This is a genomic window from Microbacterium sp., from assembly GCF_011620665.1.
Taxonomy (GTDB): Bacteria; Actinomycetota; Actinomycetes; order Actinomycetales; family Microbacteriaceae; genus Microbacterium.
The window spans coordinates 59,267-83,319 of record NZ_WOYQ01000006.1 but is presented as its reverse complement, the minus strand read 5'-3'; the positions used below and the strand labels follow the sequence as shown (position 1 = coordinate 83,319).

Sequence of the window (24,053 nt, the reverse complement as noted above, 5' to 3'; positions counted from 1 at the left end):
TGGAACGCGTGACCGACAGCTTCGACATGTCCACGACCGCCGGCAAGATCGCCGACCTCCGCGCGCGCTACCAGGAAGCCGTCATCGATGCGGAAGCGGTCGCCCTCGGCAAACAGCATGCCAAGGGCAAGCTGACCGCCCGTGAGCGCATCGAGATGCTCGTCGACCCGGGCTCGTTCGTCGAGCTCGACGAGTACGTCCGCCATCGCACGACCGCCTTCGACATGGATCGGTCCCGCCCGTACGGCGATTCGGTCGTCACCGGCATCGGCACGATCCACGGACGGACCGTCGCGGTCTACGCGCAGGACTTCACGACCTTCGGCGGTTCGCTCGGCGAGGTCGCCGGCGAGAAGATCGTCAAGGTGATGGAGTTCGCCCTGCGTGGCGGCATGCCGATCATCGGGCTTCTCGACTCCGGCGGGGCCCGCATCCAGGAGGGTGTCGTGGCCCTCGGCAAGTACGGCGAGATCTTCCGCCTCAACACGGCCGCTTCCGGAGTCATCCCGCAGATCTCGATCATCATGGGTCCGGCTGCGGGTGGGGCGGTCTATTCGCCCGCACTCACCGACTTCGTGATCATGGTCGACAAGACCAGTCAGATGTTCGTGACCGGTCCCGACGTCATCAAGACCGTCACGGGCGAAGACGTCGGCATGGAAGAGCTCGGCGGCGCGTACACGCACAACACGCGCTCCGGGGTCGCACACTATCTCGCCGAGGACGAAGACGACGCGATCGACTACGTCCGCACGATGATCGGCTTCCTCCCCGACAACAACATGGCCGAGATCCCGGTCTACGAGCACGGGTTCGAGTGGGAGACGACGGATGCCGATCGCTTTCTCAACACGGTGATCCCAGATTCCTCGAACCAGCCGTACGACATCCACCAGGTCATCACACACATCGTGGACGGCGGCGAGTTCCTCGAGGTTCAGCCACTGTTCGCGCCGAACATCGTCATCGGATTCGGGCGTATCGAGGGAAGATCGGTCGGCATCGTCGCCAATCAGCCCGCTCAGATGGCCGGGACCCTCAACATCGCGGCGGGTGAGAAGGCCAGCCGATTCGTGCGCTTCTGCGACGCGTTCTCGATCCCCATCCTCACGCTCGTCGACGTGCCCGGATATCTGCCCGGCACCGACCAGGAGTGGACCGGGGTCATCCGCCGCGGCGCAAAGCTGCTCTATGCGTACGCCGAGGCGACCGTGCCGCTCGTGACCGTGATCCTCCGGAAGGCCTACGGCGGCGCATACATCGTCATGGGCTCCAAGCAGCTCGGCGCAGACGTCAACCTCGCGTGGCCGACGGCCGAGATCGCCGTCATGGGCGGTCAGGGCGCCGTCAACATCCTCTACCGCGGCGAGCTCAAGGCGGCGGCGGAGGCGGGTGAGGACGTCGCGGCGGTCCGCACACGACTCGCGAACGAATACACGTACAACGTCGCTTCGCCGTTCCTGGCGGCCGAACGTGGTGAGCTCGACGGCATCATCGAACCCGCCCAGACGCGTGTCACTGTTGCCAAGGCGCTCCGCGCGCTGCGCGGCAAGCGGGCCAGTCTTCCCGCGAAGAAGCACGGTAACATCCCGCTATGAGCGGGCCTGATCAGTCACGCGCCGACGCCGCGGAGGGTAACGCCAGTCCTGTGCGCCTGCGCGTGCTTCGAGGGGAACCGACGCCCGAAGAGCTCGCGGCGGTGATCGCCGTCGTGACGGAAGCGTATGCGGGCGAAGCGGCTACGGTCGCGACGGAGGATGCCACCCTGACCCCCGCCTGGCAGGTCCACGCTCGCGCACTGCGCGCTCCGTTCCGGCGCGACGTCGCGTGGGGAAGGTTCGGCGGCCAGTAGGGGCCGTGTCCCCCAAAATACCTACAGACACCGAGGACGCGGTCGGCAAGACTGGATCCGCTGGAACGCTTCTGCGTTCGGTCGCCTGCCCTCTGTAGCAGAGCGATCTTGCGGGTTGGTTTTCGGGTAACCACTCGCTCTGGCGGGGGGCGGCTTCGCCGCCTCCCGCCTCCTTCTCCTCATCGGCCATCGCCGAGGCGAGGAATCTCGTGCCAGAGGTCGACGCTCCCGTCGCTGTCGTCGCCCGCAGATCGGCCGACGACCGTCACCGCGATGCTTTCGTCCCTCGACGCGCGGATGTAGAGGCGCTCCGATGTCGCGCCCGCGAGCACGGCGGCCAGGTCGCGCCGGATCCGGAGGAGTTCGGCATCCACCATTCCATCGAGGCCGCCCTCATCCAGTACGCTCACCGCGGCGCCGCGCCGGCGCACGGCGGCAAGCCGCTCGCGCACGAGATCATCCAGCAGCGCGGGCCCGCGCAGGTCGTCGCGAAGACTCCCCTCAGCGACGCGCGCCTGCACGCGCTCCTCCTCATCGAGATCGCCCTCCGACTCGATCGTGCGCACGAGGATGGGCCCCCCGACGGCGAGCGCGCGCCGGATGTGCGTGCGCCGCTCCCGCCGCATGCCCTCCTGCGACGCCAGCCACTCCGACGCGGCCCGCTCGAGCCCGGTGAGCTCTGCGGTGTCGCGTGCGGCGCGCTCGACGAGCCGTGTCGCCAGCTGAGCCACGCCCACCCACAGCACAGCGCCGACGAGCCCGAGGGCCAGCGCGTCGGACAGCCCGATCCATGCCGTCGCCGAGATCGCGACGAGCGCGACGCCGACCCAGGCGGCCCACGGGCGGCGGCGAACCATGACGATCGACATCATCGCGCCGATCCCGCCCAGGCTCCACGTCGCGAAGCTCTCCAGCCGCGCGGACTCGCCCGCGGCCGACCAGCTCGCCGAAGGGACGACGGCAGCCACCAGAACACTCAGCGCGGCGGCCCAGCGAGGAAGGACCGAGCGACCCCCGAGACCGCCCGCGACGGCGTCCGGGCCCTCACCCGGGGGCCTGCGAACATTCCAGAAGGTGCACAGCCAGGTCACCGCCAGGTACACCGCAACCGCCGAGACGAGCAGCAGCGGATGCTCGGGGGGCACTGTCCACACGAGCGCTCCGACGGCCAGGTAAGCCGTGAAGGCGACCGCGAGCGCCGTGAGGACGGTTCTGATGCCGAGCGTCATCGCGCGTGCTCCCACGCCAGGGTGACCACAGTGCCCGAGTCGTCGCTGTGCACGTTCGCGCTCCCGCCCACCGCGGCGATTCGCGCGACGATAGATCCCCGAATGCCGAGCCGGTCATCGGGCACCGCGGTCGGATCGAAACCTCCCCCGGTGTCGGAGAGGCGAATCCGGATGCCGGCATGATCGGCGATCACCTCACCGCGCACATCACTTCCGGCGGCGTGCTGCGCGGAGTTCGCGAGCGCTTGCATCGCCGCCAGCACGAGAGCCCGGGCCACCCGGCCGGGCACGGCGGGGGCCGCGGCATCCAGGTGGGCTTCGATGATGACCCCCGCACCCAGCTCGGCGGCCGCCGACTGCAGACCCCGAACGATCGCCGCAGGATCCACCGGCTCATCGGACCCCTCGCCGGGGTCCTGGTCGGCGTTGGCGAGCCGGGTGAGCGCTTCGCGCGCCATCGAGACGGCCAGGCTCCGCTCACGATCGCTGTCCGCCCGTTCGGCCGCGATCAGCGCTGCCAGGACGCTGTCGTGCATGAGGGCGGCCACCGCGACCCGTTCCTGCTCGATCGCGTCCGCGGCCGCCGCGGCGGCATAAGACGCCACGGCTTCTCGCCGCGCTGCGTCGGTGGTCACGGCCGTGGAGCGCAGTATCCATCCCAGCGAAAGGAGCACGACAGCGAGGATCATGGCGAAGACGACGTCCAGGACGACACGTGTCACCTGATCCGCTCCACCGCCGACCTGCACGAGACGGACACCGCCATAGAGGAGCGGAACGGCGAGTGCCCACGCGATCTGAAGCGGCACGCGAAAGGCCATCACGGCCGCGACCGTCGCAATGTTCAAGGGGTACCAGACCCAGGGCTCGCCGGGCGCGTACGCCGCACGGCCGGCGGTCACGACCGGCCAGCAGAGCAGAGCGAGCGGGAAGGTGAGGGCGAAGGCGGCCGCCCCGGCGCGCGCCGAAAGGCCGGTGAGCAGCGCCACGATCATCATGGCGAGCGGCGCGAAGACGACCACCATGAGGGGCACGTGCCAGCGCGGATGCTCCTGCAGCGATCCGAGGGCATTCAGAAACGCCTGCACACCCATGACGGCCGACCCGATGCCGACGACGAGCGAGAGAATGCGTTCGACGCGACCCTCGGCGAAGCGCTCCGCCCCCGTCGAGATGTCTCCCAGGAGCCGGCGCACCGCGGGGTCGACCGCGATGGCAGGCTGCTCAGCGGCCACCGGGGCCGCCCGCATCGCCCGCGACGAGGCCGTCCTCCATCGCCCGACGCAGCAGATCCACTTTCGTCGGCGCCGGGCGACCGACCTCGACGTACTTCACCCGAATGCGGGTGATGTTCTCCTTCGCCGTCGAGTATGCGATGCCGAGGCGATCGGCGACGGCCTTCAATGGAAGTCCCGCCGCGTACAGGCGAAGGACATCGCGCTCGCGCGCGGAAAGCTGGGCGTCGGCGAAGGCGCGGTCACCCTCGACGGCGCTGGCCCATTCGACGTTGTCGAGCGGCATTCCAGAGGCGACGATCGCGATCGCCGACACGACGTCGTCGATTCGCGACGACTTGCTGACGATCCCGGCGGCCCCGGCGGCGAGCGCTTCGCGGACCGCGACCGGACGGTCGGCGACGCTGTGGATGATCACCTGGGATCCGTCGCCGACGATCAGCACGACGTTCTCCGCGACCGTCGTCCCGTCCCCCAGGGTGAGATCGAGCACGACGACGTCGGCCGGCGCCGCGCGCGCGAACGCACGCCAGTCGAGATACCCCCGCACGGCGCTGCCGGAATAGATGACGGTGTGGATGCCCGACCGCGCACACGCCGACTCGAGGCCGAGGCGCACCGATTCGTGATCATCGATCAGTGCCACCCGAGTCATGCGGTCAGCCTAACGACAGCCACCGGCGTCATCACCGCGAGAGGACGGCGACGGTCTCGATGTGATGGGAGTTCGGGAAGAGATCGACCGCGTCGATCCGGTCGGGCCGGTAGCCGAAGGTTGCGAAGGTGGCGATGTCGCGAGCGAGCGCGACCGGATCGCAGGCGACATAGACGACGGAGGCAGGCGCGAGCCTCGCGACGTGCTCGACGACCTGCCGCCCCGCCCCCGCGCGCGGGGGATCCAGCAGCACGACACCGCGACGGAGTCGGCCGCGCTCGCGGGGCCCGGCGTCGGTCGCGTGCGCCGCCAGCCACCGGTCGACCCGGCCGGTCTCGGCGCGCGCACCGACCCACTCGGAGAGGTTCTCGCCCGCGTGCTCGGTGGCGCGGGCATCGGATTCGATCGAGGTCACCTGCGCGCTCGGGCCCGCCAGCTCCGCCAGTGTCGCCGCGAACAGCCCGACACCGCCGTAGAGATCCAGGTGCTGGGCTTCGGGGTCGATCCGGTCATCACCCGAGAATGCCCGGCGCACCAGGCCCGTCAGTTCCACCGCGGCGAGGCGGTGCACCTGCCAGAACCCGCCGGCATCCACGCGGAACGGGCGTCCGCCGACGATTTCGCTCACGACCTCGTGCGCCGTCGGGTCTGGGCGGGGTCGCGGCGCGCGCGGTGCCGATCGTGACCCCCGGCCGCGGGCGGGCCGGATTTCGCGTGGTGCCTCGGGCCGCACGATCACCCGGACGCTGCCGTCCGCCGGCTGGACCAGGTCGATGCGCCCGGGCGCAAATCCCTCGAGGCCCCGTGCGACCTCCTCGATCTCGCTCGTCACCAGCGGCAGGTCGGTCACGCCGATCACCCGGTGGCTGCGCGCCGCGAACGGTCCGATGCGCCCGGCATCGTCCACGTGCAGGCTGACCCGTGTTCGCCACCGCGTTCCGTCGGACGTCTCATCCGCGCCGGCGCCCCGCATCGTGACGACGGGTTCCGCGATGCCGCCGAACCGACGGAGCGCGTCTTCGAGCACGCGCTGTTTGAGCACGCGCTGATGGTCCAGCGCGATGTGGCCGAAGTCGGCGCCGCCCGGGCGTTCCTCGGGTGGATTCGCGATGTCGGCCGCGCTCCAGACATGCGCCTGACGATGCCGCGAGGCCTCGAGCACGTCGATCGCCTCCGCACGCCAGAACGACGACTTTCCGGTCTCGGTCAACCGCACCCGCACGCGCTCGCCGGGAACCGCGTCGGGGACGAACACGACGCGGTTCTCGTGGCGGGCGACGAAGACCCCGCCGTGGGCGACATCCGTGATGTCAAGGTCGAGGAAGTCTCCGGGCTGCATCCCCCCACGCTAGAGGTCCAGCGAGAGCTGCGGGCTCAGTGCGCGCGAGACGCACGGATACATGACGCCGGCGGCATCCTTCTCGGCGTCGTCCGCCACCGAATCCAGGTGCAGCGGAGTACCCCCGGTCACCCGGAGTTCGCACGTTCCGCATACTCCGGATCGGCAGGATCCGGTCACGGGTGCGCCGGCGTCCTCCAGCACATCGAGGATGCTGCGATCCGCGGGCACGCGGAGCGAACCGATGCCCGGCATGTCCACCTCGATCGGACGCGCCACGACTCCGGCGGTGCGATCGGCCGCGACGAACCGTTCCAGATGGAGCCGCCCCGCCGGAACGACTGCGGCGAGTTCGTCCATGAGCGCGGCCGGGCCGCAGCAGTACACTTCAGCGGAACTGGCCGACGCCGCCGCGGCGGCGGGATACCGCCCGCGCTGCTCATCGGACGCGTGCACCGTCACCCGGCCCGGATATCGGGTGATCAGCTCGTCGGCGAACGGCATGCTGCGACGGGTGCGGCCGATGTAGACGAGCGACCAGTGACGTGATGCCGGAAGTGACGTGATCATCGAGATCAGAGGTGTGATGCCGATCCCCCCCGCGATGAAGAGGTAGTCATTCGCCGGCTCCAGGCCGAATCGGTTGCGCGGCGTCGTCACCTCGAGCGGGTCGCCGACGCGCAGGTGCTCATGGATGAAGCGGCTCCCGCCCCGCGACTGCTCCGCGAGCCGGACGGCGATGTCGAAACCCCACCGGTCGGCCGGGTCGCCGCAGAGGGAGTAGTGCCGCTCGAGCCCGCCCGGCACGTGCAGCACGACGTGGGATCCTGGCGTCCACACCGGCAATGTGCCTCCGCCTTCCGGCACCAGGCGAAGGCCGAGGACACCGTCGGCCAGCGGCACCCTGCGCGCGACGACCATGCGCAGCCGCTCGTTCCCGCGGGCGACGCGTGGCGAGCGGGCCGAGCGTCGGCGCTGCGCGGCGACCGTTCCGACGAGCAGGCGCACCACCACCGCAAGCGCAGTGACGACGATGAGCGCGGTCGACAGCACGGTGTACCACGAGGTGCCCGGGTCGGTTCCGGCGAGCGCCGCGTGAAAGGTGATGAGCGCGACCACCGCGTAGCTGAGGTAGTGCACGCCCTTCCACACCCGGTGCGGGAGCCAGCGGGCCGCGAGTGCGGAGAGCGCGACGCCGACCATGAGGTAGAGCGCGACGATGCCGAGCGCGACGGGCACAGGCTTGAACTCCGATGCGAACGGCACGAGGGTCGCGGCGACGCCGAAACCCGCCTGGTCGCGGAGGTAGGGGTCAAGGAGCAGAGAGCCGACGTGCACCAGGGTCATCGCGATCGCCGTGCCGCTCAGATAGCGGTGCAGGTCCTTGAGCCAGGCCGGGTTGTCGGCTGTACGCAGCACGCGTGTCGACAGGAGCACGCCCCAGAGCGCGGTGGCGGTGAGGAGGGTCCAGGCAATGATCGCGCTCGCACGGGAGACGTACCACCAGAACTGCGGATCGTTCATCGGTAGCGGCTCCAGTTCGGCGAGACGTGCTCACCGCCGTCCGCGGTCACCGCGAGTCCCGCGGCACCCTGGGTCGGGAGCCAGGCGAGGAACGCGTCGAGCGGGCGGAGGAAGCCCGGTTTCGTCAGGGATTCCGCCCGCGCACCGGTCGGCGCGATGACGGTGACGGCCTGCACATCGGTCTCGATGCTCCGGATGCTGCGCGGGTCGAGCAGGTGGTGCGCCTGTGTGCCGTCCGGAGCGGTCCAGCGGAGCTTTCGCCGGCTCGACGTGGCGACGGCGCCCCTGGCGAGACGAATCACCGCGAGGTGCCGGCCCGGCTGGAAGGGGTCCTCCACGCCGATGCGCCACGCGACACCGTCGGGCGCATGCCCGCCGACCACCACGTCGCCGCCGAACTGGGCCATCGCTCCGAGGGCTCCGTCGGCGATGGCCTGTTCGACCGCGAGGTCGGCGGCGAGGCCTTTGCCTATGCCGCCGGGGTCGAGCGTTGTGCCGCGTCCGAGTGAGACGTGATCGCCGTCGATCGATATCGAGTCGACGCGACCGGGCGCGACCGCCGAGGCAGGCAGCAGCGTGCTTCTCCCCGGGTCCACGCGCGAGGTCCCGTACCCGGCGGCGACGAGAGCCGGAAGCAGCGTCGGGTCGAAGTCGCCGTCGGTGCGCCGGTGGGCGTCGAGCATCTCGCGGACCAGGCGGACGGTGTGCGGGTGCACCTGCCGCACCGCGCCCTCTGCGAGGTTCAGCGACGTGATGTCGCTGTCGGTGAGGAATCGGCTCCAGCGCGCTTCGAGGTGCGCAGCAAGGGCGAGCCCCGCCCGGGCGGAGCGGTCGTCGGCACCGACCACCGTCATCGCGAACAGGTTGCCCATGCGGCGTGCGCGGAGGGTCGCTGTCACGGGGAGATCGCCGCTCGCGGCGGCGGCCAGCACGGCATCCCGAGCGATGTGCGAGATCACGTCAGCCTCCGGAGCCACCGGTCGTGGCGTCGACCGGCGCGGGGGCTGGTGCAGGAGCGGGGGCAGGTGCCGGAGCGGGGGCAGGTGCCGGCGCGGGCGCCGGGGCAGGCGCCGGAGCGGGGACGGCCACGGGGGCTGGGTCGGGCGCTGAGGCGGGCGCGGGTGTGACACCTGCACCCGACGGCACCTCGGCGGGCGCGGGCAGGTCATCCTGCGGGAACAGCAGGAATCCGGTGAGCATGCCGGTGAATGCGAGCCCCGTCGCTGCGCCGACCGCGGCTCGCGCGATTCGCGCCGGGTGCCGGCGATCAGTCGTCATCGTCTTCATACCGGTCGTCATCGGATTCGCTCTCGTCGTCGTACTCCTCGTCATCGCCCTCGGAAGACGATGATCCGCCGGTCGTGCCGTCGACTCTCGGTGCCGGTGCCGGTGCCGGTGCGAGCGCGGGTGTGGGCCTGGGTACGGTCGACGTCGAAGGCACTGTCGATGCCGCGGGTGCGATCGCGCCGGGTACCGGTCCAAGCGGTGAGTCGCCGCTCGGGCCGATCACGCTTGAGGACACGCCATCCTGGGACTCGAGCAACCCGAGCGTCTGGGCGTTCACGGCCATCGCCGCCGACGCGGCAGCGACGACGCCCAGCACGGAGAGGGTGGTGACGATTGTGGTCTTCATGACGACGACGCTACGGACTGGACGGTGAGCGACCGCCCCCGAGACGTCCAAGATTCATCCAATTTCCGTGACTCACCCGTGCGCACGTCGTCGTGCACCGAGAATGGGGCCATGAGGGTCCTGCTGATCGAAGACGACTCCGCGATCGCGGCGGGGATCCTCGATGCCCTGCGCCGGTCGGGATTCGACGCAGCGCACGCGGCAACGGGTGCGGAAGGTCTTGCCGCGGTGGAGGCCGGGACCACCGAGGTCGTGCTCCTCGACCTCGGCCTGCCCGACATCGACGGGGTCGAAGTCTGCCGCCGCATCCGAGCGACCTCGACACTTCCCGTCATCGTGGTCAGCGCGCGCGACGACGAGCTCGACCGGGTGCTCGCCCTCGAGATGGGGGCCGACGACTATCTCGTGAAGCCGTTCGGATTCCGAGAGCTGGCCGCACGGATTCGCGCCGTCATGCGCCGCGTCACCCAGGAGGCGGCGGGTGACGACGCGTCATCTGCCCGCACGCTCGGCGCACTCATCCTCGACCCGCGCAGCCGCAGGGTGAGCCTCCGAGGGAACGCCGTCCACATGACGGCGAAGGAGTTCGAACTGCTCGAGTACCTGACCAGCGACCCCGGTGCGGTCATGCGTCGCGGCGACATCCTGAGGGACGTGTGGGGCACGAGCTGGTACGGCACGACGAAGACTCTCGACGCGCACGTGGCCGCGATCCGCAAGAAGCTCGGAGACCCCGCCTGGATCGAGGCGGTGCGCGGGATCGGCTTCCGGTTCGAGGCGCTGCTGTGACGGCGCCCAGCGGCGGCGCACGAGTATGAGGCTCCGGCTCATCCTCGCCATGACCGGCTTCACGCTGCTGATGCTGGCCGTGCAGAACGTGCCCTTCGCGTTCTACCTCACGGGAGTCGAACGCGAGCGCATGGTCACCACGCTCGAACGCGACGCGTTCGTGCTCGCCGGCCGGCTGGAGGACCTGCTCGAGGCGGGCACCGCAGCGACCGATCCGGCGGCGGCCCGCGTGGTCGCCGAGTACAGCGCCTCAAGCGGCGCCCGCGTCGTCGTGGTCGACGCCGAGGGGGTCGCCGTCGCGACGAGCGACGCCGACCAATCCCGTGTGGGGGCCTCCTACGCGAGCCGGCCTGAGTTCGCGGCAGCGCTCGAGGGACGCATCGCGACCGGAGAGCGAGACTCCGAGACCCTCGGCGTGCGACTTCTCTACGTGGCGGTGCCGGTGCTGAGCGCCGAGGGAGTCCTGGGCTCGGTGCGGCTCAGCTACCCGGCGCAAGTCGTGACGGATGCCGCGATGCGACAGGTCTGGGGCCTCCTGCCGGTCGCCGCGACCACAGTCGTGCTCGCGGGACTCGTCGCGTTCGTCTTCGCATCGGGGGTGACCCGTCGGCTGAGGCTGCTCCAGGCGGCCACCGACGGTCTCGCGAGGGGCGATCTCGAGTCGCGCGCCGAGGAGGGCGCCGGCGTGCCGGAGGTACGATCGCTCGCCCGTTCCTTCAATCTGATGGCGGAACGGCTGCAGGCCCTGATCGAGCTGCAGCGATCCTTCGCCTCCGACGCTTCGCACCAGTTGCGCACCCCGCTCACGGCGCTGCGGTTGCGGCTCGAGGGTGCGTCGGAGCTGATCGAATCGGATCCGGACGCCGCCGCCGAACGACTCGCCGCCGCCGACGCCGAACTGGATCGCCTCGGCTCCCTCATCGAAGGGCTGCTCACCTTGAGCCGTGCGGAGGCTGAATCGGCCACCACTGCCGTGTACGACGTTGCCGCGATCGCCCGCGAGCGGGTCGAGCAATGGATGCCGCTGGGCCAGGAGGCGGGGATCACCATCCGCTACGAGGGGGCGACCGTCGCTCCCGCGGTGGCGATCGAGACAGCGCTGGAACAGGTGGTCGACAACTTCATCGACAACGCCCTCGGTGCGAGTTCCGCCGGCTCGACGATCACCGTGCGGGTCGAGTCGACGGACCGCGTGACCGTCCACGTCCTCGACGAGGGACCCGGGCTCTCGCCCGCGCAGCGCGCGCGAGCGTTCGACCGATTCTGGCGGGGCTCCTCCGACGGCGAGGGCAGCGGCCTCGGCCTCGCGATCGTCGAGCGCCTCGCCCGGGCCAGTGGCGGATCCGCTCGGCTCGAACCCCGCACGGGCGGCGGGCTCGACGCATCCCTCACACTGCCGGGCGCACCACGCTGACCGGTGACGGCGCCTACGCTGGAGCGCATGCGCGTGTGCCTGGCATCCACCTCCCCGGCTCGTCTGATGCTGCTCCGCCACGCCGGGATCGAGCCGCTCATCCGAGCCCCGCGCGTCGATGAAGAAGCTGTCATCGGCGCCGTCGAGGCGCACGAAGGACGCACGCTCGCCCCGGACGAACACGTGCTGCTCCTTGCTCGGCGCAAGGCCGCGGACGTCGCGGCATCCCTCGCGGCAGAGGACCCGGAGTTCGACGGGCTCATCATCGGCGGAGACTCGATGTTCGAGCTGGGCGGCGACGTCTTCGGCAAGCCGCACACGCCAGAGGTCGCTGCCGCGCGCTGGCGCGCCATGCGGGGACGCACCGGAATCCTGCACTCCGGACACAGCGTGTTCCGGCTTCGACCGGGCGCCCCGCCGAGCGAGGCGCACGCGGTGGCCGCGGCATCGGTCAGCTTCGTCGCCGACATGACCGATGCGGAGATCGACGCCTACGTCGCCTCCGGCGAACCCCTCGAGGTCGCGGGGGCTTTCACTGTCGACAGCCTCGGCGGGGCGTTCATCGAGCGCGTCGAGGGCGATCCGTCGACCGTTGTGGGGATGTCGCTCTCCACCGTGCGGCGCCTCGTCGCGGAGCTCGGCATCGCGTGGCCTGACCTCTGGAACGACCCGACGCGCTAGGAGGGTCTCGCATACGATTTCGCGAGGATCTTGTGCGGGTGATCCAAAGATCAGCAGGTTGCGCTGGGTAGGCTGGCATCCATGCCTGAAACCGTGAGTACGCCGATCACCAAAGTGCTCATCGCGAACCGCGGCGAGATCGCTGTCCGCGTGATCCGCGCCGCACGCGACTCCGGCAAGGGGTCGGTCGCGGTCTATGCCGATCAGGATCGCGACGCTCTGCACACCGGGCTCGCCGACGAGGCCTATGCGCTCGAGGGCTCCACCAGCGCCGAAACCTACCTGTCGATCGAGAAGATCCTCTCGGTCGCGCGTCGCTCGGGAGCGGATGCCATCCACCCCGGCTACGGCTTTCTCGCGGAGAACGCCGACTTCGCGCGCGCCGTCATCGACGCCGGGCTGGTCTGGATCGGTCCGTCGCCCCAAGCGATCGAAGCGCTCGGCGACAAGGTCACCGCCCGCCATGTCGCCGCGAGGGTCGGCGCGCCCCTGGCCCCCGGCACACCCGGTCCGGTGTCGGGCGCCGACGAGGTCATCGCCTTCGCACAGGAACACGGTCTGCCGATCGCCATCAAAGCGGCCTATGGCGGCGGCGGACGCGGGCTCAAGGTCGCCCGCGAACTCGACGAGGTCGCCGAGCAGTTCGAGTCGGCGACGCGCGAAGCCATCTCGGCGTTCGGACGCGGCGAGTGCTTCGTCGAGAAGTACCTCGACAAGCCCCGGCACGTCGAGACGCAGTGCCTCGCGGATGCCGCCGGAAATGTCGTCGTGATCTCCACGCGCGACTGCTCACTGCAGCGGCGCCACCAGAAGCTCGTCGAGGAGGCCCCCGCGCCGTTCCTCACCGACGAGCAGAATCGCACGCTGTACGAATCGTCGAAGGCCATCCTCCGCGAGGTCGGCTACGTCGGCGCCGGCACCTGCGAATTCCTGATCGGAGCAGACGGCACGATCTCCTTCCTCGAGGTCAACACGCGCCTGCAGGTTGAGCATCCGGTCTCCGAAGAGGTGACGGGCATCGACCTCGTCCGCGAGCAGTTCCGCCTCGCCGAGGGGGGCACGCTGGACTACGGCGACCCGCGACCGACGGGGCACTCCTTCGAGTTCCGCCTGAACGGCGAGGACCCGGGTCGCAACTTCCTGCCGCAGCCCGGTCGCATCCACCAGTTCAAGACGTTCGGTGGGCCCGGCATCCGGCTCGACTCCGGAGTGACGGCCGGTGACAGCGTCAGCGGGGCATTCGACTCGCTGCTCGGCAAGATCATCGTGACCGGCCGTGATCGTGCCGAGGCGCTCGAGCGCTCCCGTCGGGCGCTGGACGAGTTCGAGGTCGCCGGCATGCCGACCGTGCTCCCCTTTCACCGCAAGGTCGTCCGCGACCCCGCCTTCACTGCGGTCGACGGGCGGTTCGGCGTCTACACGAGCTGGATCGAGACCGAGTTCGTCAACGACATCCCGCCGTGGGACGGGGAACTCGAATCTCCGGCAGAGCCGGAGCCCCGGCACACGGTCGTCGTCGAGGTCTCCGGCAAACGCCTCGAGGTGAGCCTGCCCGACCGTATCGCGCACGCGCCCGCGAAGGTCCGCCGACCCGCATCGGTGCCGCCCTCGCGTCGGTCGCACTCCGTCGTCGCCGCCCCGGGTGCTGCGGGCGATTCCGTCAAGGCGCCCATGCAGGCGACGATCGTCAAACTTGCCGTCCGCGAGGGCCAGCAGGTGATCAAGGGCGACCTGGTCGTCGTGCTCGAGGCGATGAAGATGGAGCAGCCGCTGCAGGCGCACAAGGACGGCGTCGTCGGCGCGGTCGATGCGGCGCCGGGCACGACGGTGTCGGCCGGTCACCAACTGCTCACGATCTCCTGAGCCTCCCGGCGCCGCCCCCCGCCCGCCTCTGGCCGGCTCAGGTGATCGTGTCCTCGTCGGTGGTGACCTGGTGCATCGCACGGGTCGCGTCCGTGATCGAGCCGGTCAGTGACGGGTACACGGCGAAGATGCGAGAGATCTGGTCGACCGTCAGACGACGCTCGACGGCGATCGCGATGGGGTAGATCAGCTCCGAGGCGCGCGGGGCGACGATCACGCCGCCGATCACGGTGCCCGACCCTTCCCGGGCGAGGATCTTGACGAATCCATCCTTGACGCCCATCATCTTCGCGCGCGGGTTTGCGGCCAGTGGCAGTTTGTGGACGTAGCCGTTGATCGCGCCGGACTCGAGATCCTTCTCCTGCCTGCCGACCGTGGCGATCTCGGGTGCGGTGAAGATGTTGGCGGTGATCCGGCGGCGGTCCAGCGGAATGACCGTATCTCCCAGCGCGTGGAACACCGCCGTCCTCCCCTGCATCGAGGCGACCGACGCCAGAGGCACGAACGTCGTGCAATCTCCGGCGGCATAGACGTTGGGCACCGACGTGCGCGCGACCCGATTGACCCGGATGTGCCCGGATCCCGTCAGCTGAATCCCCGCCTCCGTGAGGCCGATTCCGGCCGTGTTGGGGATCGAGCCGACGGCCATGAGGCAGTGGCTGCCTGCGATGGTGCGACCGTCCGAGAGCGTGACCACCACGCCCGTGCCGGACCGTTCGACCCGATCGGCGCGCGAGCGCGCGAGCACGGTCATGCCTCCGCGCGTGAACACCTTCTCGAGGACGGCGGCGGCATCTCGATCCTCCCCGGGAAGAACCTGGTCGCGACTGGAGATCAAGGTGACCTTCGCGCCGAGGTTCATGTAGGCGGACGCGAACTCAGCGCCCGTCACCCCCGAACCCACGACGATGAGGTGATCAGGCAGTGTGGACATGTCGTAGAGCTGCGTCCAGGTGAGGATCCGCTCGCCGTCGGGCTGCGCGCTCGCAAGCGCACGGGGAGAGGCACCGACCGACACGACGAGTGTGTCCGCCTCGACCCGGTCGAAGTCCGTCCCCCCGGGGCCGGTGGAGACGACGATCGAGTTGCGGTCGTCCAGCCGTCCGTGGCCTGAGACGATCCGGACCCCCGCATCGACCAGCTGTGCCCGCATGTCGTCGGATTGCTGTCGCGCGAGCGACAAGAGGCGCCTGTTCACGGCAGCAAGATTGATCGCGATCTCGGGCTTCATCGGACTCCCGCTGTCCGACTTCGAGAACAGCTGAACCCCGAGGTCGGAAGCCTCCGCGATGGCCACCGCGGCATCCGCGGTCGCGATGAGACTCTTCGACGGGACGACGTCTGTCATGACGGCCGCGCCGCCGACGCCGGCACGCTCGACGAGCGTGACTTCAGCGCCGAGCTGGGCGGCGGCGAGTGCCGCTTCGTATCCGCCGGGACCGCCGCCGAGGACGGCGACGCTCTGGTTGCTCACGAAGCTCACGGACATGCCTTCCATTCTCTCAGTCCGCGCGCGGCGCACAGCGACCGGCTCCGCCTGGCCCGTGGGCCTCTGGATTCATAGAGTAGGACCATGTCCGATTCGATCACCCACCCTCTCGACGACCCGGGCGCTGACCCGTTCGCCGTCGCCGCCGACGCTGCCGCCGATATCGCCCGTCTGACGGGAGTGGACCGGCACGACATCGCCCTCACCCTCGGCAGCGGATGGGGCAAGGCCGCCGACCTTATCGGCGAGACGACCGCCACCCTTGCGGCCACCGATGTGACCGGCTTCAGCGCGCCCGCGCTGGCCGGCCACGTGGGGTCGCTCCGCAGCATCCTCACCTCGTCGGGCAAGCGGGTGCTGGTCATCGGGGCCCGCACGCACTACTACGAGGGCCACGGCGTCCGCCGCGTCGTGCACAGCGTGCGCACCGCGGCCGCGACCGGGGCGAAGACGATGGTGCTCACCAACGGCGCCGGCGGGATCAAGCCGACGTGGACCCCCGGCCAGCCCGTGCTCATCAGCGACCACATCAACCTCACCGGAGATTCTCCGCTGGAGGGCGCGACCTTCATCGACCTGACCGACCTCTACTCGACACGGCTGCGCGACCTCGCCCGTCACGTCGACCCGTCGCTCGAAGAAGGCGTGTACTGCCAGTTCCGCGGTCCGCAGTACGAGACTCCCGCCGAGGTGCGGATGGCCAAGACGATCGGAGGACACATCGTCGGCATGTCCACGACCCTCGAGGCGATCGCCGCCCGCGAGTCCGGCATGGAGATCCTCGGCTTCTCGCTCATCACCAACATGGCCGCCGGCATCCAGACCACTCCCCTCAGCCATCGCGAGGTGCTCGAGGCCGGGCAGGCGGCAGAGCCGGTGATCTCGGCGCTGCTCGCGCGCGTGATCGGCCAGCTGTGAGCGTCGCCGCCGCCGCGCGCGCGTGGCTCGCGCAGGATCCGGACCCGGTCACGCGTGCTGAGCTGACCGACCTCATCGCCCGGGCCGACGGCGGGGACTCCGCGGCCGCCGCCGATCTGGAGGATCGCTTCGCCGGGCGTCTCGCGTTCGGCACGGCGGGCCTGCGCGGGCGCCTGGGCGCGGGCAGCAACCGCATGAACCGGGTCCTCGTCGGGCAGGCGGCGGCCGGACTGGCCGCCTACCTGCGCGAGAAGGCCGCGGGGGCGACCCCGACCGTCGTGATCGGCTACGACGGAAGACGAAACTCCGATGTGTTCGCGCGCGACAGTGCGGAACTCTTTGCGGGGGCGGGCCTTGACGCGGTGCTGCTGCCCCGGTTGCTGCCCACACCGGTCCTCGCCTTCGCTGTGCGCCATCTGGGCGCGGCCGCGGGCGTGATGGTCACGGCATCCCACAACCCGCCCGACGACAACGGGTACAAGGTCTACCTCGGAGGCACGGATGAGGGATCGCAGATCGTGTCACCGGCCGACGGCGAAATCGCCGCACACATCCAGCGGATCGCCGATGCCGCAGACCTCGGCGCGCTGCCGCGCTCGGAAGCATACGAGATCGCCGACGAGGGCGTCATCGAGGCGTACATCGCCGAGACGGCGATCGTCGCCCCGGCGCCGGCGGGCGCAGCCGGGATGACCTGGGTGTACACCGCGATGCACGGCGTCGGCTACGAGACGCTCGCACGGGTCCTGACGACGGCGGGCTACCCTCTGCCGACCGTGGTCGAGCCCCAGATCGAGCCGGATGGACGCTTCCCGACGGTCGCGTTCCCGAATCCCGAAGAGCCCGGCGCGATGGATCTCGCGTTCGAGACCGCGCGCGCGGCCGGGGCGGAGTTCGTGCTGGCGAACGACCCGGATGCCGACCGGCTCGCCGTGGCCATCCCCGACCCTGCCGCGGATGGCGGCTGGCGGCGACTGTCCGGCAACGAGGTCGGACTGCTGCTGGGCTGGCGTGCGGCCGAGCGCGCGTCGAGCGGCGCACTCGCGTGCTCGCTCGTCTCTTCGCCCGGGTTGCAGGCGGTCGCCGAGTACTACGGGCTGGACTTCCACGCGACCCTCACCGGGTTCAAGTGGATCTCACGCGCCCCCGGGCTCGTCTACGGCTTCGAGGAAGCCCTCGGGTACCTCGTGAACCCGGGCTCCGTGCGCGACAAGGATGGGATCTCAGCCGCCGTGGCTCTGCTCGGCATGATCGCCGAGGCGCGCGAACAGGGCGAGACCCTCGCCGACGTGATCCGGCGCTTCTCCGACACCTTCGGTGCCTTCGCGAGCGGGCAGGTCTCGATCCGGGTGGTGGATGTCGCAGAGATCCGGACCATCATGGCGGCGCTCCGGGAGCAGGCGCCGACATCCATCGGCGACACCGGCGTCGCACGCGTCGAAGACCTGCTCGCCGGTGCGGAGGGGGTGCCGTCGAGCGATGTCCTGCGGATCTGGCTCGTCGACGGCTCGCGCGTGATCGTGCGCCCGAGCGGCACCGAGCCGAAGCTGAAGGTGTATCTGGATGTGCGCGGTGACACTCCGGACGATGCAGCCGCGCGCGTCCGCGCGCTCGATGCCGGTGCTCGGGCGCTGCTGGCGTCGCTGCAGCGCTGAACGCTGCTGCCGCCCCGGGTGCTCCGGGTGAGGGGGAACACGGCGCCCCGCGCCCGGACGCACACCGCGGCTAGGCTCGAGCACGTGCTGCTGAACCAACCCGTCGTGCTCGAGAACGCCCACGTGCGGCTCGAGCCGCTGAGCCGGGGCCACGCGGATGATCTGGCCGAGGCCCGCACGGGTCTGGAGTACGCGTGGTACACATCTATCCCGGCCGACGTGCCGATCGAGATCGAGCATCGTCTGGCCCAACATGCCGCGGGCAGCATGAACCCCTTCGCGGTGCTCCGCGACGGGCGCGCGGTCGGCATGACGACGTTCTGCGGCATCGATCAGGAGAGCCCGCGCGTCGAGATCGGCTACACCTGGCTGTCGCCGGGCGTCCAGCGCACCGCCGTGAACACCGCCGCGAAGCTCCTCCTGCTCGCGCACGCGTTCGAGGAGTGCGGTGTGATCGCCGTCGAGTTGCGCACGCACTTCCACAACCTGCAGTCCCGTGCGGCGATCGCGCGGCTGGGTGCGCGCCAGGACGGCATCCTCCGCAACCACCGGCTGGGACCCGACGGGAGCCCGCGCGACACCGTGGTCTTCTCGATCCTCCCGCACGAATGGCCCGGTGTGCGGCGGGGCCTCGACGAGCGCCTGACTCGCGGCTGAGCAGCACGGACTCCCGCAGATGGTCGTGATCTCCGCAGGATCTGTCCCGGTCGCTGCGGAAACCGCAGGATTCTGCCCGGTTGCCTCTTTCCCGCACGGGCACGAGAATGGCGGGGAAGGAGACGGATCGATGTGGACGCCGCTCGAGATGGATGCCGCCCTTCGCCGCGCGGCCGTCGTGCTCCTCCCGGCCGACGTCTTCGCGGATCTCGATGGGACTCGCGGTCTCGCGCTCATCGACGATGCGCTCCCCCGCCACGCCGAACGAACGGACCCGCAATGACTCAGGCCACCCGTACGATCCGCATCGGATCCTCCCATGGGCTCCACGCACGACCGGCGAAGCTGTTCGCGCAGGCGGTGAAGGACTCAGGCACCCCGGTGACGATCGCGAAGGGATCGGGGGCTCCCGTCAACGCCGCGAGCATTCTCGGCGTCATTTCGCTGGGCGCGGAGAAGGGCGACTACGTCACACTCACCGCGGAGGCGGAGAACGTCGAAGAACTGCTCGACACTCTCGCCGACCTGCTGTCCGCCGACCACGACGAGAACTGAAACCGAGAAGAGACACGACCATGAGCGAACTGCGAGGAGTCGGCATCGGGCTGGGCGTGGCCCAGGGTCCGGTCGCACGGATGGCAGATCCCCTGCCCGCCCCGGAAGACACGCCGAGCACGCTGAGCGTCGAAGACGAGACGGCGCGGGTGCGCGAAGCCGTCGCCGCCGTCGCCCGTGAGCTCGAACAGCGCGGATCTCACGCGGGAGGCACAGCCCGCGACGTGCTCGAGGCGCAGGCCATGATGGCCGAAGACCCGAGCCTGGATGCAGAGATCGGCACCCGCCTGGCGGCGGGAAAAACCGGCGAGTTCGCGGTGCACGATGCGTTCGCCTCCTTCCGCGACACCCTCGCGGCGATGGGTGGGTACCTCGGCGAACGAGCCGCCGACCTCGACGACGTCGCACAGCGCGTCGTCGCGCGGCTGCGGGGTCTCCCCGCGCCGGGCGTCCCTGATCCGGGTCACCCGTTCGTCCTGGTCGCGAAGGAGCTCGCACCGGCCGACACGGCCCTCCTCGACCTCGACACGGTGCTCGCGCTGGTGACCACTGACGGCGGCCCGACCTCGCACACCGCGATCTTGGCTCGTGAGAAGTCGATCGTCGCGGTCGTCGGCGTGGGCGCTGCGAAGGATCTCGTCGATGGCCAGACCGTGATCGTCGATGCCGCCAAGGGCGTCGTGACCGTGCACCCGACCGAAGAGGAACTCACCCACGCACGGCACCGCGCCGATGCCCGCGCGGCGGCGACCTCGGCGCCGATCACGCCGGGCGCTCTCGCCGACGGCACCGCGATTCCGCTGCTGGCCAACCTGGGCAAGCCCGGTGGCGCCGACGAGGCTGTCGAGCTCGGGGCCGAGGGCGTCGGCCTGTTCCGCACCGAATTCCTCTTCCTCAGCTCGACCAACGCCCCCACCGTCGACCAGCAGACGAGGGCCTACACCGAGCTGCTCACCGCTTTCCCCGGCCAGAAGGTCGTCGTACGGGCATTGGATGCCGGCGCCGACAAGCCGCTGGCCTTCCTCAACGACGCGCACGAAGAGAACCCCGCGCTGGGACTGCGCGGCATCCGCGCGCTGCGTGCGAGCGAAGACATCCTGCGGGAGCAGCTAACGGCACTGCAGCAGGCCGACGCCGCGACCGAGGCCGACCTGTGGGTCATGGCCCCCATGGTGGGCACCGTGGAAGAGACGGAGTACTTCACGTCGCTGTGTCGCGAGTACGGCATCAAGACGGCCGGAGTCATGGTCGAAGTGCCCTCGGCCGCGCTCATGGCCGACAGGGTGCTCGCGATCGCCGACTTCGCCTCGATCGGGACGAACGACCTCACCCAGTACACGATGGCCGCCGACCGCCTGCTGGGCTCGGTGTCCAGTTTCCAGGATCCGTGGCACCCGGCCGTCCTGCGGCTGATCGGGATGACCGGCGCAGCCGGCAAGGCCCAGGGCAAGCCCGTGGGAATCTGCGGCGAGGCCGCAGCAGATCCGCTGCTCGCGGTCGTCCTCGTGGGTCTCGGAGCGACGAGCCTGTCCATGGCGCCCACGGCCCTGGCCGACGTCCGCGCCGCCCTGCTCAAGCAGACGATGCGAGACGCCGAGCGCATCGCGTCGGCGGCGCTGGGAGCCGCCGACGCGGCCTCGGCGCGAGCTGCGGCCCAAGCGGCCGCAGACGACCACACCTCGGCGTAGTCGACACCGTTCCGGCCGGTCAGCCGCCGAAGCCCTCGCCGATGAGCTCGATGAGTTCTTCGCGCTCCTCGATCGACAGGAAGGCCCCGGCGGCCGCGTTGAGCTGGAACGCCTCGAGATCCTCCAGCCGGTAATCGAAGGTCTCCGCCAGGAGCGCGAGTTCGCGGGTGAGCGAGGTGCGGCTCATCGTGCGGTTGTCGACATTGACCGTGACGGCGAACCCGAGCTGATACAGCAGATCGAACGGGTGGTCTTCCAGGGTCGTCCCCCAGGCCGCGATGGCACCGGTCTGCAGGTTCGACGACGGCGAGAGCTCCAGCGGGATCTCGCGATCGCGCACCCAGCGGGCCAGATCGCCGAAGGTCACCAGCACCTCGTCGCCCTTCTGCTGAATGACCTCGAGGTCCTCGGCGATCCGCACACCGTGGCCCAGGCGCAGCGCGCGGCCGTCGATGAGCGCCGAGCGGATGGACTCGAGACCGGCGGCTTCTCCCGCGTGCACCGTCGCCGGGAAGAACTGGGCCGCCAGATAGTCGAAGGCAGCGCGGTGGTTCGACGGGGGGAATCCGGCTTCCGGGCCCGCGATGTCGAATCCGACGGCGCCGCGACTGCGGTACGCGACGGCAAGCTCCGCGATCTCCAGGGAACGATCCGTGTGCCGCATCGCGGTGATCAGCTGTCCCACCCGGATGTCGCGGTCAGAGCCCGAGACGGCATCCTCGCCCTCCTCGATGCCCTCCTGCACGGCCTCGACGGCTTCCTCCAGCGACAGCCCCCCGGCCTGATGCTGCTCAGGCGCCCAGCGCACCTCGCCGTAGATGACCCCGTCGGCCGCGAGATCCTCGACGAACTCACGCGCGACCCGGCGGAGGCCGTCGGCGGTCTGCATGACCGCGGTCGTGAGGTCGAAGGTCTTCAGGTACTCCACCAGGGAGCCCGAGTCGCTCTGCTCCGCGAACCAGTCGGCGAGGTCGCCGGCATCCGATGACGGGATCTCGAATCCGATTCCCTCGGCGAGCTCGATGATGGTCTGCGGACGCAGCGCCCCATCCAGGTGGTCGTGGAGCGACACCTTCGGCAGGGACCGGATCGAGACGCCGTCGAGCGTCGTGTCACCGTGCTGTTCGATAGCCATGGGGTTCTCCAGGAGATTCGGGTTCGGGTGTTCAGGCGGTGATGCGTTCGAGGACGAGCGGGGAGGATGCCGGCGCGGTCGCGCCGATCTCCCACGCGCCGTCAAGGGCGTCCAGTGCGCGCGCAAAGCGGTTGCCATCATCGGCGAGCAGAGTGAACATCGGCTGTCCGGCGCTCACCCGGTCGCCCGGTCGCACGTGCAGGTCGATCCCGGCCGAGTGGACGACGGGGTCCTCTGCGCGCGCACGCCCGGCGCCCAGACGCCACGCGGCGACGCCGAACGGCAAGGCATCCATGCGGGCGACGACGCCCTCCGTCTCGGCGACCACGGTGTGCGTCTCGCGCGGAGTGGGGAGCGCGGCATCCGGGTCGCCGTCCTGCGCACGGATCATCCTGCGCCATGCGTCCATCGCGCGGCCGTCCTGCAGCGCCTTCGCGACGTCAGCGTCGGGCTGACCGGCCAGCGCCAGCATCTCGCGGGCGAGCGCGAGCGTCAGTTCGACGACGTCGGCGGGGCCGCCGCCGGCGAGCACCTCGACCGATTCGCGCACCTCGTTCGCGTTGCCGATCGTCCGTCCCAGCGGCGTGTTCATGTCGGTCAGCAGTGCCGTGGTCGCCACGCCCGAGTCCGTCCCCAGCGCAACCATCGTGCGGGCGAGTTCGCGGGCCCTGTCGACATCGCGCATGAACGCGCCCGACCCGAACTTCACGTCCAGCACGAGCGCGCCCGTGCCCTCGGCGATCTTCTTGGACATGATCGACGAGGCGATCAGCGGAATCGCTTCGACCGTGCCGGTGACGTCGCGCAGCGCGTAGAGCTTCTTGTCGGCCGGGGCAAGCCCCGATCCGGCGGCGCAGATGACCGCGCCGACGCCCCGCATCTGCGCGAGCATCTCCTCGTTGCTGAGCGCGGCGCGCCACCCGCGAATCGATTCGAGCTTGTCGAGGGTGCCGCCCGTGTGACCGAGGCCACGACCGGACAGCTGCGGGACCGCAACGCCGAACGCGGCGACCAGCGGGGCCAGCGGCAGGGTGATCTTGTCTCCGACGCCGCCGGTGGAGTGCTTGTCGACGGTCGGCTTGCCGAGTCCGGCGAAGCTCATCCGCTCGCCGGAGGCGATCATCGCCGCCGTCAGCACCCGGATCTCGTCGCGTCCCATGCCGTTGAGGAGCACCGCCATAGCGAAGGCCGCCATCTGCGCGTCGGCGACGTAGCCGCGGGTGTAGGCATCGATCATCCACCGCAGTGCGTCTTCGGGGACTGCCCCTCCGTCGCGTTTGGCGCGGATGACATCCACGGCATCGAAGGGCTCGACGGCCGGACCCTGCGTCTGCTGAAGACTCATCGGGCGGCTTCAAGATCGCGGGGTCCGAAGGCATCCGGCAGCACTTCGTCGATCGTCCGGATGCCGGAGACGGTCTCCAGGAGCATTCCGGGCAGCGCGAACTCGTAGAGCAGCTGCCGGCAGCGTCCGCACGGCATGATGGTCTCGCCGTCGTTGTTGACGCAGACGAACGCGACGAGCTGTCCGCCGCCGGACATGTGCAAGTCGCCGACCAGTGCGCACTCGGCGCACAGGCTCACCCCGTACGAGGCGTTCTCGACGTTGCAGCCCGAGACGATGCGGCCGTCGGCGACGAGGGCCGCCGCCCCCACCCGGTAGCGCGAATAGGGCGCGTAGGCGCGCTCCATGGCCTGGGCGGCGACGCCGCGCAGTTCGTCCCAATCGATGTCGGTCACGA

General features: G+C 70.2%; 24 protein-coding genes. 12 read left to right on the top strand and 12 right to left on the bottom strand.

What is annotated here, in order from left to right; translation table 11 throughout:
* The first annotated feature begins 26 nt into the window (after positions 1–26).
* Both QZV81_RS01435 and QZV81_RS01430 read left to right on the top strand, forming a co-directional pair.
* Positions 27–1,598: an acyl-CoA carboxylase subunit beta gene (locus tag QZV81_RS01435; protein ID WP_292831422.1), complete on the top strand. Its 1,572-nt coding sequence runs from the start codon at positions 27–29 to the stop codon at positions 1,596–1,598.
* Positions 1,595–1,852 (top strand): acyl-CoA carboxylase subunit epsilon, encoded by a 258-nt coding sequence (locus QZV81_RS01430; protein ID WP_292831374.1) that lies wholly within the window; start codon positions 1,595–1,597, stop codon positions 1,850–1,852. Before QZV81_RS01435 ends, QZV81_RS01430 begins: the two co-directional genes overlap by 4 nt.
* Positions 1,853–2,031: 179 nt before the next feature.
* Here the strand turns inward: QZV81_RS01430 and QZV81_RS01425 are convergent, their stop codons facing one another.
* The 8 genes from QZV81_RS01425 to QZV81_RS01390 are packed head-to-tail and all read right to left on the bottom strand — an operon-like array spanning position 2,032 to position 9,467.
* Positions 2,032–3,081, bottom strand: a complete 1,050-nt coding sequence (locus QZV81_RS01425) for a hypothetical protein (RefSeq protein WP_292831371.1) — start codon at positions 3,079–3,081, stop codon at positions 2,032–2,034.
* Positions 3,078–4,316 carry an ATP-binding protein gene (locus tag QZV81_RS01420; protein WP_292831368.1) on the bottom strand — a complete coding sequence of 413 codons (1,239 nt, stop codon included), beginning with the start codon at positions 4,314–4,316 and terminating at the stop codon, positions 3,078–3,080. Before QZV81_RS01420 ends, QZV81_RS01425 begins: the two co-directional genes overlap by 4 nt.
* Positions 4,306–4,971 (bottom strand): response regulator transcription factor, encoded by a 666-nt coding sequence (locus QZV81_RS01415; RefSeq protein ID WP_292831365.1) that lies wholly within the window; start codon positions 4,969–4,971, stop codon positions 4,306–4,308. The genes QZV81_RS01420 and QZV81_RS01415 overlap by 11 nt, the downstream gene beginning before the upstream one ends.
* 31 nt (positions 4,972–5,002) lie before the next feature.
* A complete protein-coding gene (locus tag QZV81_RS01410) occupies positions 5,003–6,310 on the bottom strand; it encodes a TRAM domain-containing protein (RefSeq protein ID WP_292831361.1) in 1,308 nt (435 codons plus the stop codon).
* 9 nt (positions 6,311–6,319) lie between these two features.
* Entirely contained in the window at positions 6,320–7,834 is a 1,515-nt protein-coding gene (locus tag QZV81_RS01405) for a 2Fe-2S iron-sulfur cluster-binding protein (RefSeq protein ID WP_292831358.1), read from the bottom strand.
* Positions 7,831–8,793 carry an FAD:protein FMN transferase gene (locus tag QZV81_RS01400; RefSeq protein WP_292831356.1) on the bottom strand — a complete coding sequence of 321 codons (963 nt, stop codon included), beginning with the start codon at positions 8,791–8,793 and terminating at the stop codon, positions 7,831–7,833. The genes QZV81_RS01405 and QZV81_RS01400 overlap by 4 nt, the downstream gene beginning before the upstream one ends.
* 1 nt (position 8,794) lies before the next feature.
* Entirely contained in the window at positions 8,795–9,112 is a 318-nt protein-coding gene (locus tag QZV81_RS01395; protein ID WP_292831354.1) for a hypothetical protein, read from the bottom strand.
* Positions 9,102–9,467, bottom strand: coding sequence for a hypothetical protein (locus tag QZV81_RS01390; protein ID WP_292831352.1), 366 nt, complete (start codon positions 9,465–9,467; stop codon positions 9,102–9,104). The genes QZV81_RS01395 and QZV81_RS01390 overlap by 11 nt, the downstream gene beginning before the upstream one ends.
* A 111-nt stretch (positions 9,468–9,578) precedes the next feature.
* Here QZV81_RS01390 and QZV81_RS01385 point away from each other — a divergent pair, with 111 nt between their 5' ends.
* The 4 genes from QZV81_RS01385 (at position 9,579) to QZV81_RS01370 (ending at position 14,214) form a co-directional block, all read left to right on the top strand.
* Positions 9,579–10,256, top strand: a complete 678-nt coding sequence (locus QZV81_RS01385; RefSeq protein WP_292831350.1) for a response regulator transcription factor — start codon at positions 9,579–9,581, stop codon at positions 10,254–10,256.
* A gap of 49 nt (positions 10,257–10,305) precedes the next feature.
* Positions 10,306–11,670: an ATP-binding protein gene (locus QZV81_RS01380; RefSeq protein WP_292831347.1), complete on the top strand. Its 1,365-nt coding sequence runs from the start codon at positions 10,306–10,308 to the stop codon at positions 11,668–11,670.
* A 27-nt stretch (positions 11,671–11,697) separates the two neighbouring features.
* Positions 11,698–12,351 (top strand): Maf family protein, encoded by a 654-nt coding sequence (locus tag QZV81_RS01375; RefSeq protein WP_292831344.1) that lies wholly within the window; start codon positions 11,698–11,700, stop codon positions 12,349–12,351.
* An 81-nt stretch (positions 12,352–12,432) separates the two neighbouring features.
* Positions 12,433–14,214 carry a biotin carboxylase N-terminal domain-containing protein gene (locus tag QZV81_RS01370; protein ID WP_292831341.1) on the top strand — a complete coding sequence of 594 codons (1,782 nt, stop codon included), beginning with the start codon at positions 12,433–12,435 and terminating at the stop codon, positions 14,212–14,214.
* Positions 14,215–14,251: 37 nt separating this feature from the next.
* Here QZV81_RS01370 and QZV81_RS01365 read toward each other — a convergent pair whose 3' ends face one another.
* Entirely contained in the window at positions 14,252–15,712 is a 1,461-nt protein-coding gene (locus QZV81_RS01365; RefSeq protein ID WP_292831338.1) for an NAD(P)H-quinone dehydrogenase, read from the bottom strand.
* A 75-nt stretch (positions 15,713–15,787) separates the two neighbouring features.
* Here QZV81_RS01365 and QZV81_RS01360 point away from each other — a divergent pair, with 75 nt between their 5' ends.
* From QZV81_RS01360 to ptsP, 6 genes are all read left to right on the top strand, one after another.
* Complete coding sequence (locus QZV81_RS01360; protein WP_292831337.1) at positions 15,788–16,621, top strand: purine-nucleoside phosphorylase; 834 nt, start codon at positions 15,788–15,790, stop codon at positions 16,619–16,621.
* Positions 16,618–18,276: a phospho-sugar mutase gene (locus QZV81_RS01355; RefSeq protein WP_292831335.1), complete on the top strand. Its 1,659-nt coding sequence runs from the start codon at positions 16,618–16,620 to the stop codon at positions 18,274–18,276. The genes QZV81_RS01360 and QZV81_RS01355 overlap by 4 nt, the downstream gene beginning before the upstream one ends.
* Before the next feature lie 84 nt (positions 18,277–18,360).
* The gene (locus QZV81_RS01350) at positions 18,361–18,933 is read left to right on the top strand and encodes a GNAT family protein (RefSeq protein WP_292831333.1); all 573 of its coding nucleotides are present in this window, start codon (positions 18,361–18,363) and stop codon (positions 18,931–18,933) included.
* Positions 18,934–19,063: 130 nt separating this feature from the next.
* Positions 19,064–19,216 carry a hypothetical protein gene (locus QZV81_RS01345; RefSeq protein ID WP_292831331.1) on the top strand — a complete coding sequence of 51 codons (153 nt, stop codon included), beginning with the start codon at positions 19,064–19,066 and terminating at the stop codon, positions 19,214–19,216.
* Positions 19,213–19,488 carry an HPr family phosphocarrier protein gene (locus QZV81_RS01340; protein WP_292831328.1) on the top strand — a complete coding sequence of 92 codons (276 nt, stop codon included), beginning with the start codon at positions 19,213–19,215 and terminating at the stop codon, positions 19,486–19,488. The genes QZV81_RS01345 and QZV81_RS01340 overlap by 4 nt, the downstream gene beginning before the upstream one ends.
* A gap of 20 nt (positions 19,489–19,508) precedes the next feature.
* On the top strand, positions 19,509–21,176 hold the full coding sequence (gene ptsP / locus QZV81_RS01335) for a phosphoenolpyruvate--protein phosphotransferase (protein WP_292831325.1): 1,668 nt from the start codon (positions 19,509–19,511) through the stop codon (positions 21,174–21,176).
* Between the two features lie 19 nt (positions 21,177–21,195).
* On the opposite strand, the gene QZV81_RS01330 is transcribed toward ptsP, so the two are convergent.
* The 3 genes from QZV81_RS01330 to QZV81_RS01320 are packed head-to-tail and all read right to left on the bottom strand — an operon-like array spanning position 21,196 to position 24,051.
* Positions 21,196–22,311, bottom strand: coding sequence for an adenosine deaminase (locus QZV81_RS01330; RefSeq protein ID WP_292831322.1), 1,116 nt, complete (start codon positions 22,309–22,311; stop codon positions 21,196–21,198).
* A gap of 31 nt (positions 22,312–22,342) precedes the next feature.
* Positions 22,343–23,656 (bottom strand): thymidine phosphorylase, encoded by a 1,314-nt coding sequence (locus tag QZV81_RS01325; protein WP_292831319.1) that lies wholly within the window; start codon positions 23,654–23,656, stop codon positions 22,343–22,345.
* Positions 23,653–24,051, bottom strand: coding sequence for a cytidine deaminase (locus tag QZV81_RS01320; protein WP_292831316.1), 399 nt, complete (start codon positions 24,049–24,051; stop codon positions 23,653–23,655). Before QZV81_RS01320 ends, QZV81_RS01325 begins: the two co-directional genes overlap by 4 nt.
* Positions 24,052–24,053 lie beyond the last annotated feature (2 nt).

Bases quoted from the DNA above. Each gene is read 5' to 3' on its own strand.
- QZV81_RS01435 (WP_292831422.1), top strand. From the start codon at position 27: ATGTCCACGACCGCCGGCAAGATCGCCGACCTCCGCGCGCGCTACCAG.
- QZV81_RS01430 (WP_292831374.1), top strand. From the start codon at position 1,595: ATGAGCGGGCCTGATCAGTCACGCGCCGACGCCGCGGAGGGTAACGCC.
- QZV81_RS01425 (WP_292831371.1), bottom strand. From the start codon at position 3,081: ATGACGCTCGGCATCAGAACCGTCCTCACGGCGCTCGCGGTCGCCTTC.
- QZV81_RS01415 (WP_292831365.1), bottom strand. From the start codon at position 4,971: ATGACTCGGGTGGCACTGATCGATGATCACGAATCGGTGCGCCTCGGC.
- QZV81_RS01410 (WP_292831361.1), bottom strand. From the start codon at position 6,310: ATGCAGCCCGGAGACTTCCTCGACCTTGACATCACGGATGTCGCCCAC.
- QZV81_RS01405 (WP_292831358.1), bottom strand. From the start codon at position 7,834: ATGAACGATCCGCAGTTCTGGTGGTACGTCTCCCGTGCGAGCGCGATC.
- QZV81_RS01395 (WP_292831354.1), bottom strand. From the start codon at position 9,112: ATGACGACTGATCGCCGGCACCCGGCGCGAATCGCGCGAGCCGCGGTC.
- QZV81_RS01390 (WP_292831352.1), bottom strand. From the start codon at position 9,467: ATGAAGACCACAATCGTCACCACCCTCTCCGTGCTGGGCGTCGTCGCT.
- QZV81_RS01385 (WP_292831350.1), top strand. From the start codon at position 9,579: ATGAGGGTCCTGCTGATCGAAGACGACTCCGCGATCGCGGCGGGGATC.
- QZV81_RS01380 (WP_292831347.1), top strand. From the start codon at position 10,306: ATGACCGGCTTCACGCTGCTGATGCTGGCCGTGCAGAACGTGCCCTTC.
- QZV81_RS01375 (WP_292831344.1), top strand. From the start codon at position 11,698: ATGCGCGTGTGCCTGGCATCCACCTCCCCGGCTCGTCTGATGCTGCTC.
- QZV81_RS01370 (WP_292831341.1), top strand. From the start codon at position 12,433: ATGCCTGAAACCGTGAGTACGCCGATCACCAAAGTGCTCATCGCGAAC.
- QZV81_RS01365 (WP_292831338.1), bottom strand. From the start codon at position 15,712: ATGGAAGGCATGTCCGTGAGCTTCGTGAGCAACCAGAGCGTCGCCGTC.
- QZV81_RS01360 (WP_292831337.1), top strand. From the start codon at position 15,788: ATGTCCGATTCGATCACCCACCCTCTCGACGACCCGGGCGCTGACCCG.
- QZV81_RS01345 (WP_292831331.1), top strand. From the start codon at position 19,064: ATGTGGACGCCGCTCGAGATGGATGCCGCCCTTCGCCGCGCGGCCGTC.
- QZV81_RS01340 (WP_292831328.1), top strand. From the start codon at position 19,213: ATGACTCAGGCCACCCGTACGATCCGCATCGGATCCTCCCATGGGCTC.
- ptsP (WP_292831325.1), top strand. From the start codon at position 19,509: ATGAGCGAACTGCGAGGAGTCGGCATCGGGCTGGGCGTGGCCCAGGGT.
- QZV81_RS01330 (WP_292831322.1), bottom strand. From the start codon at position 22,311: ATGGCTATCGAACAGCACGGTGACACGACGCTCGACGGCGTCTCGATC.
- QZV81_RS01325 (WP_292831319.1), bottom strand. From the start codon at position 23,656: ATGAGTCTTCAGCAGACGCAGGGTCCGGCCGTCGAGCCCTTCGATGCC.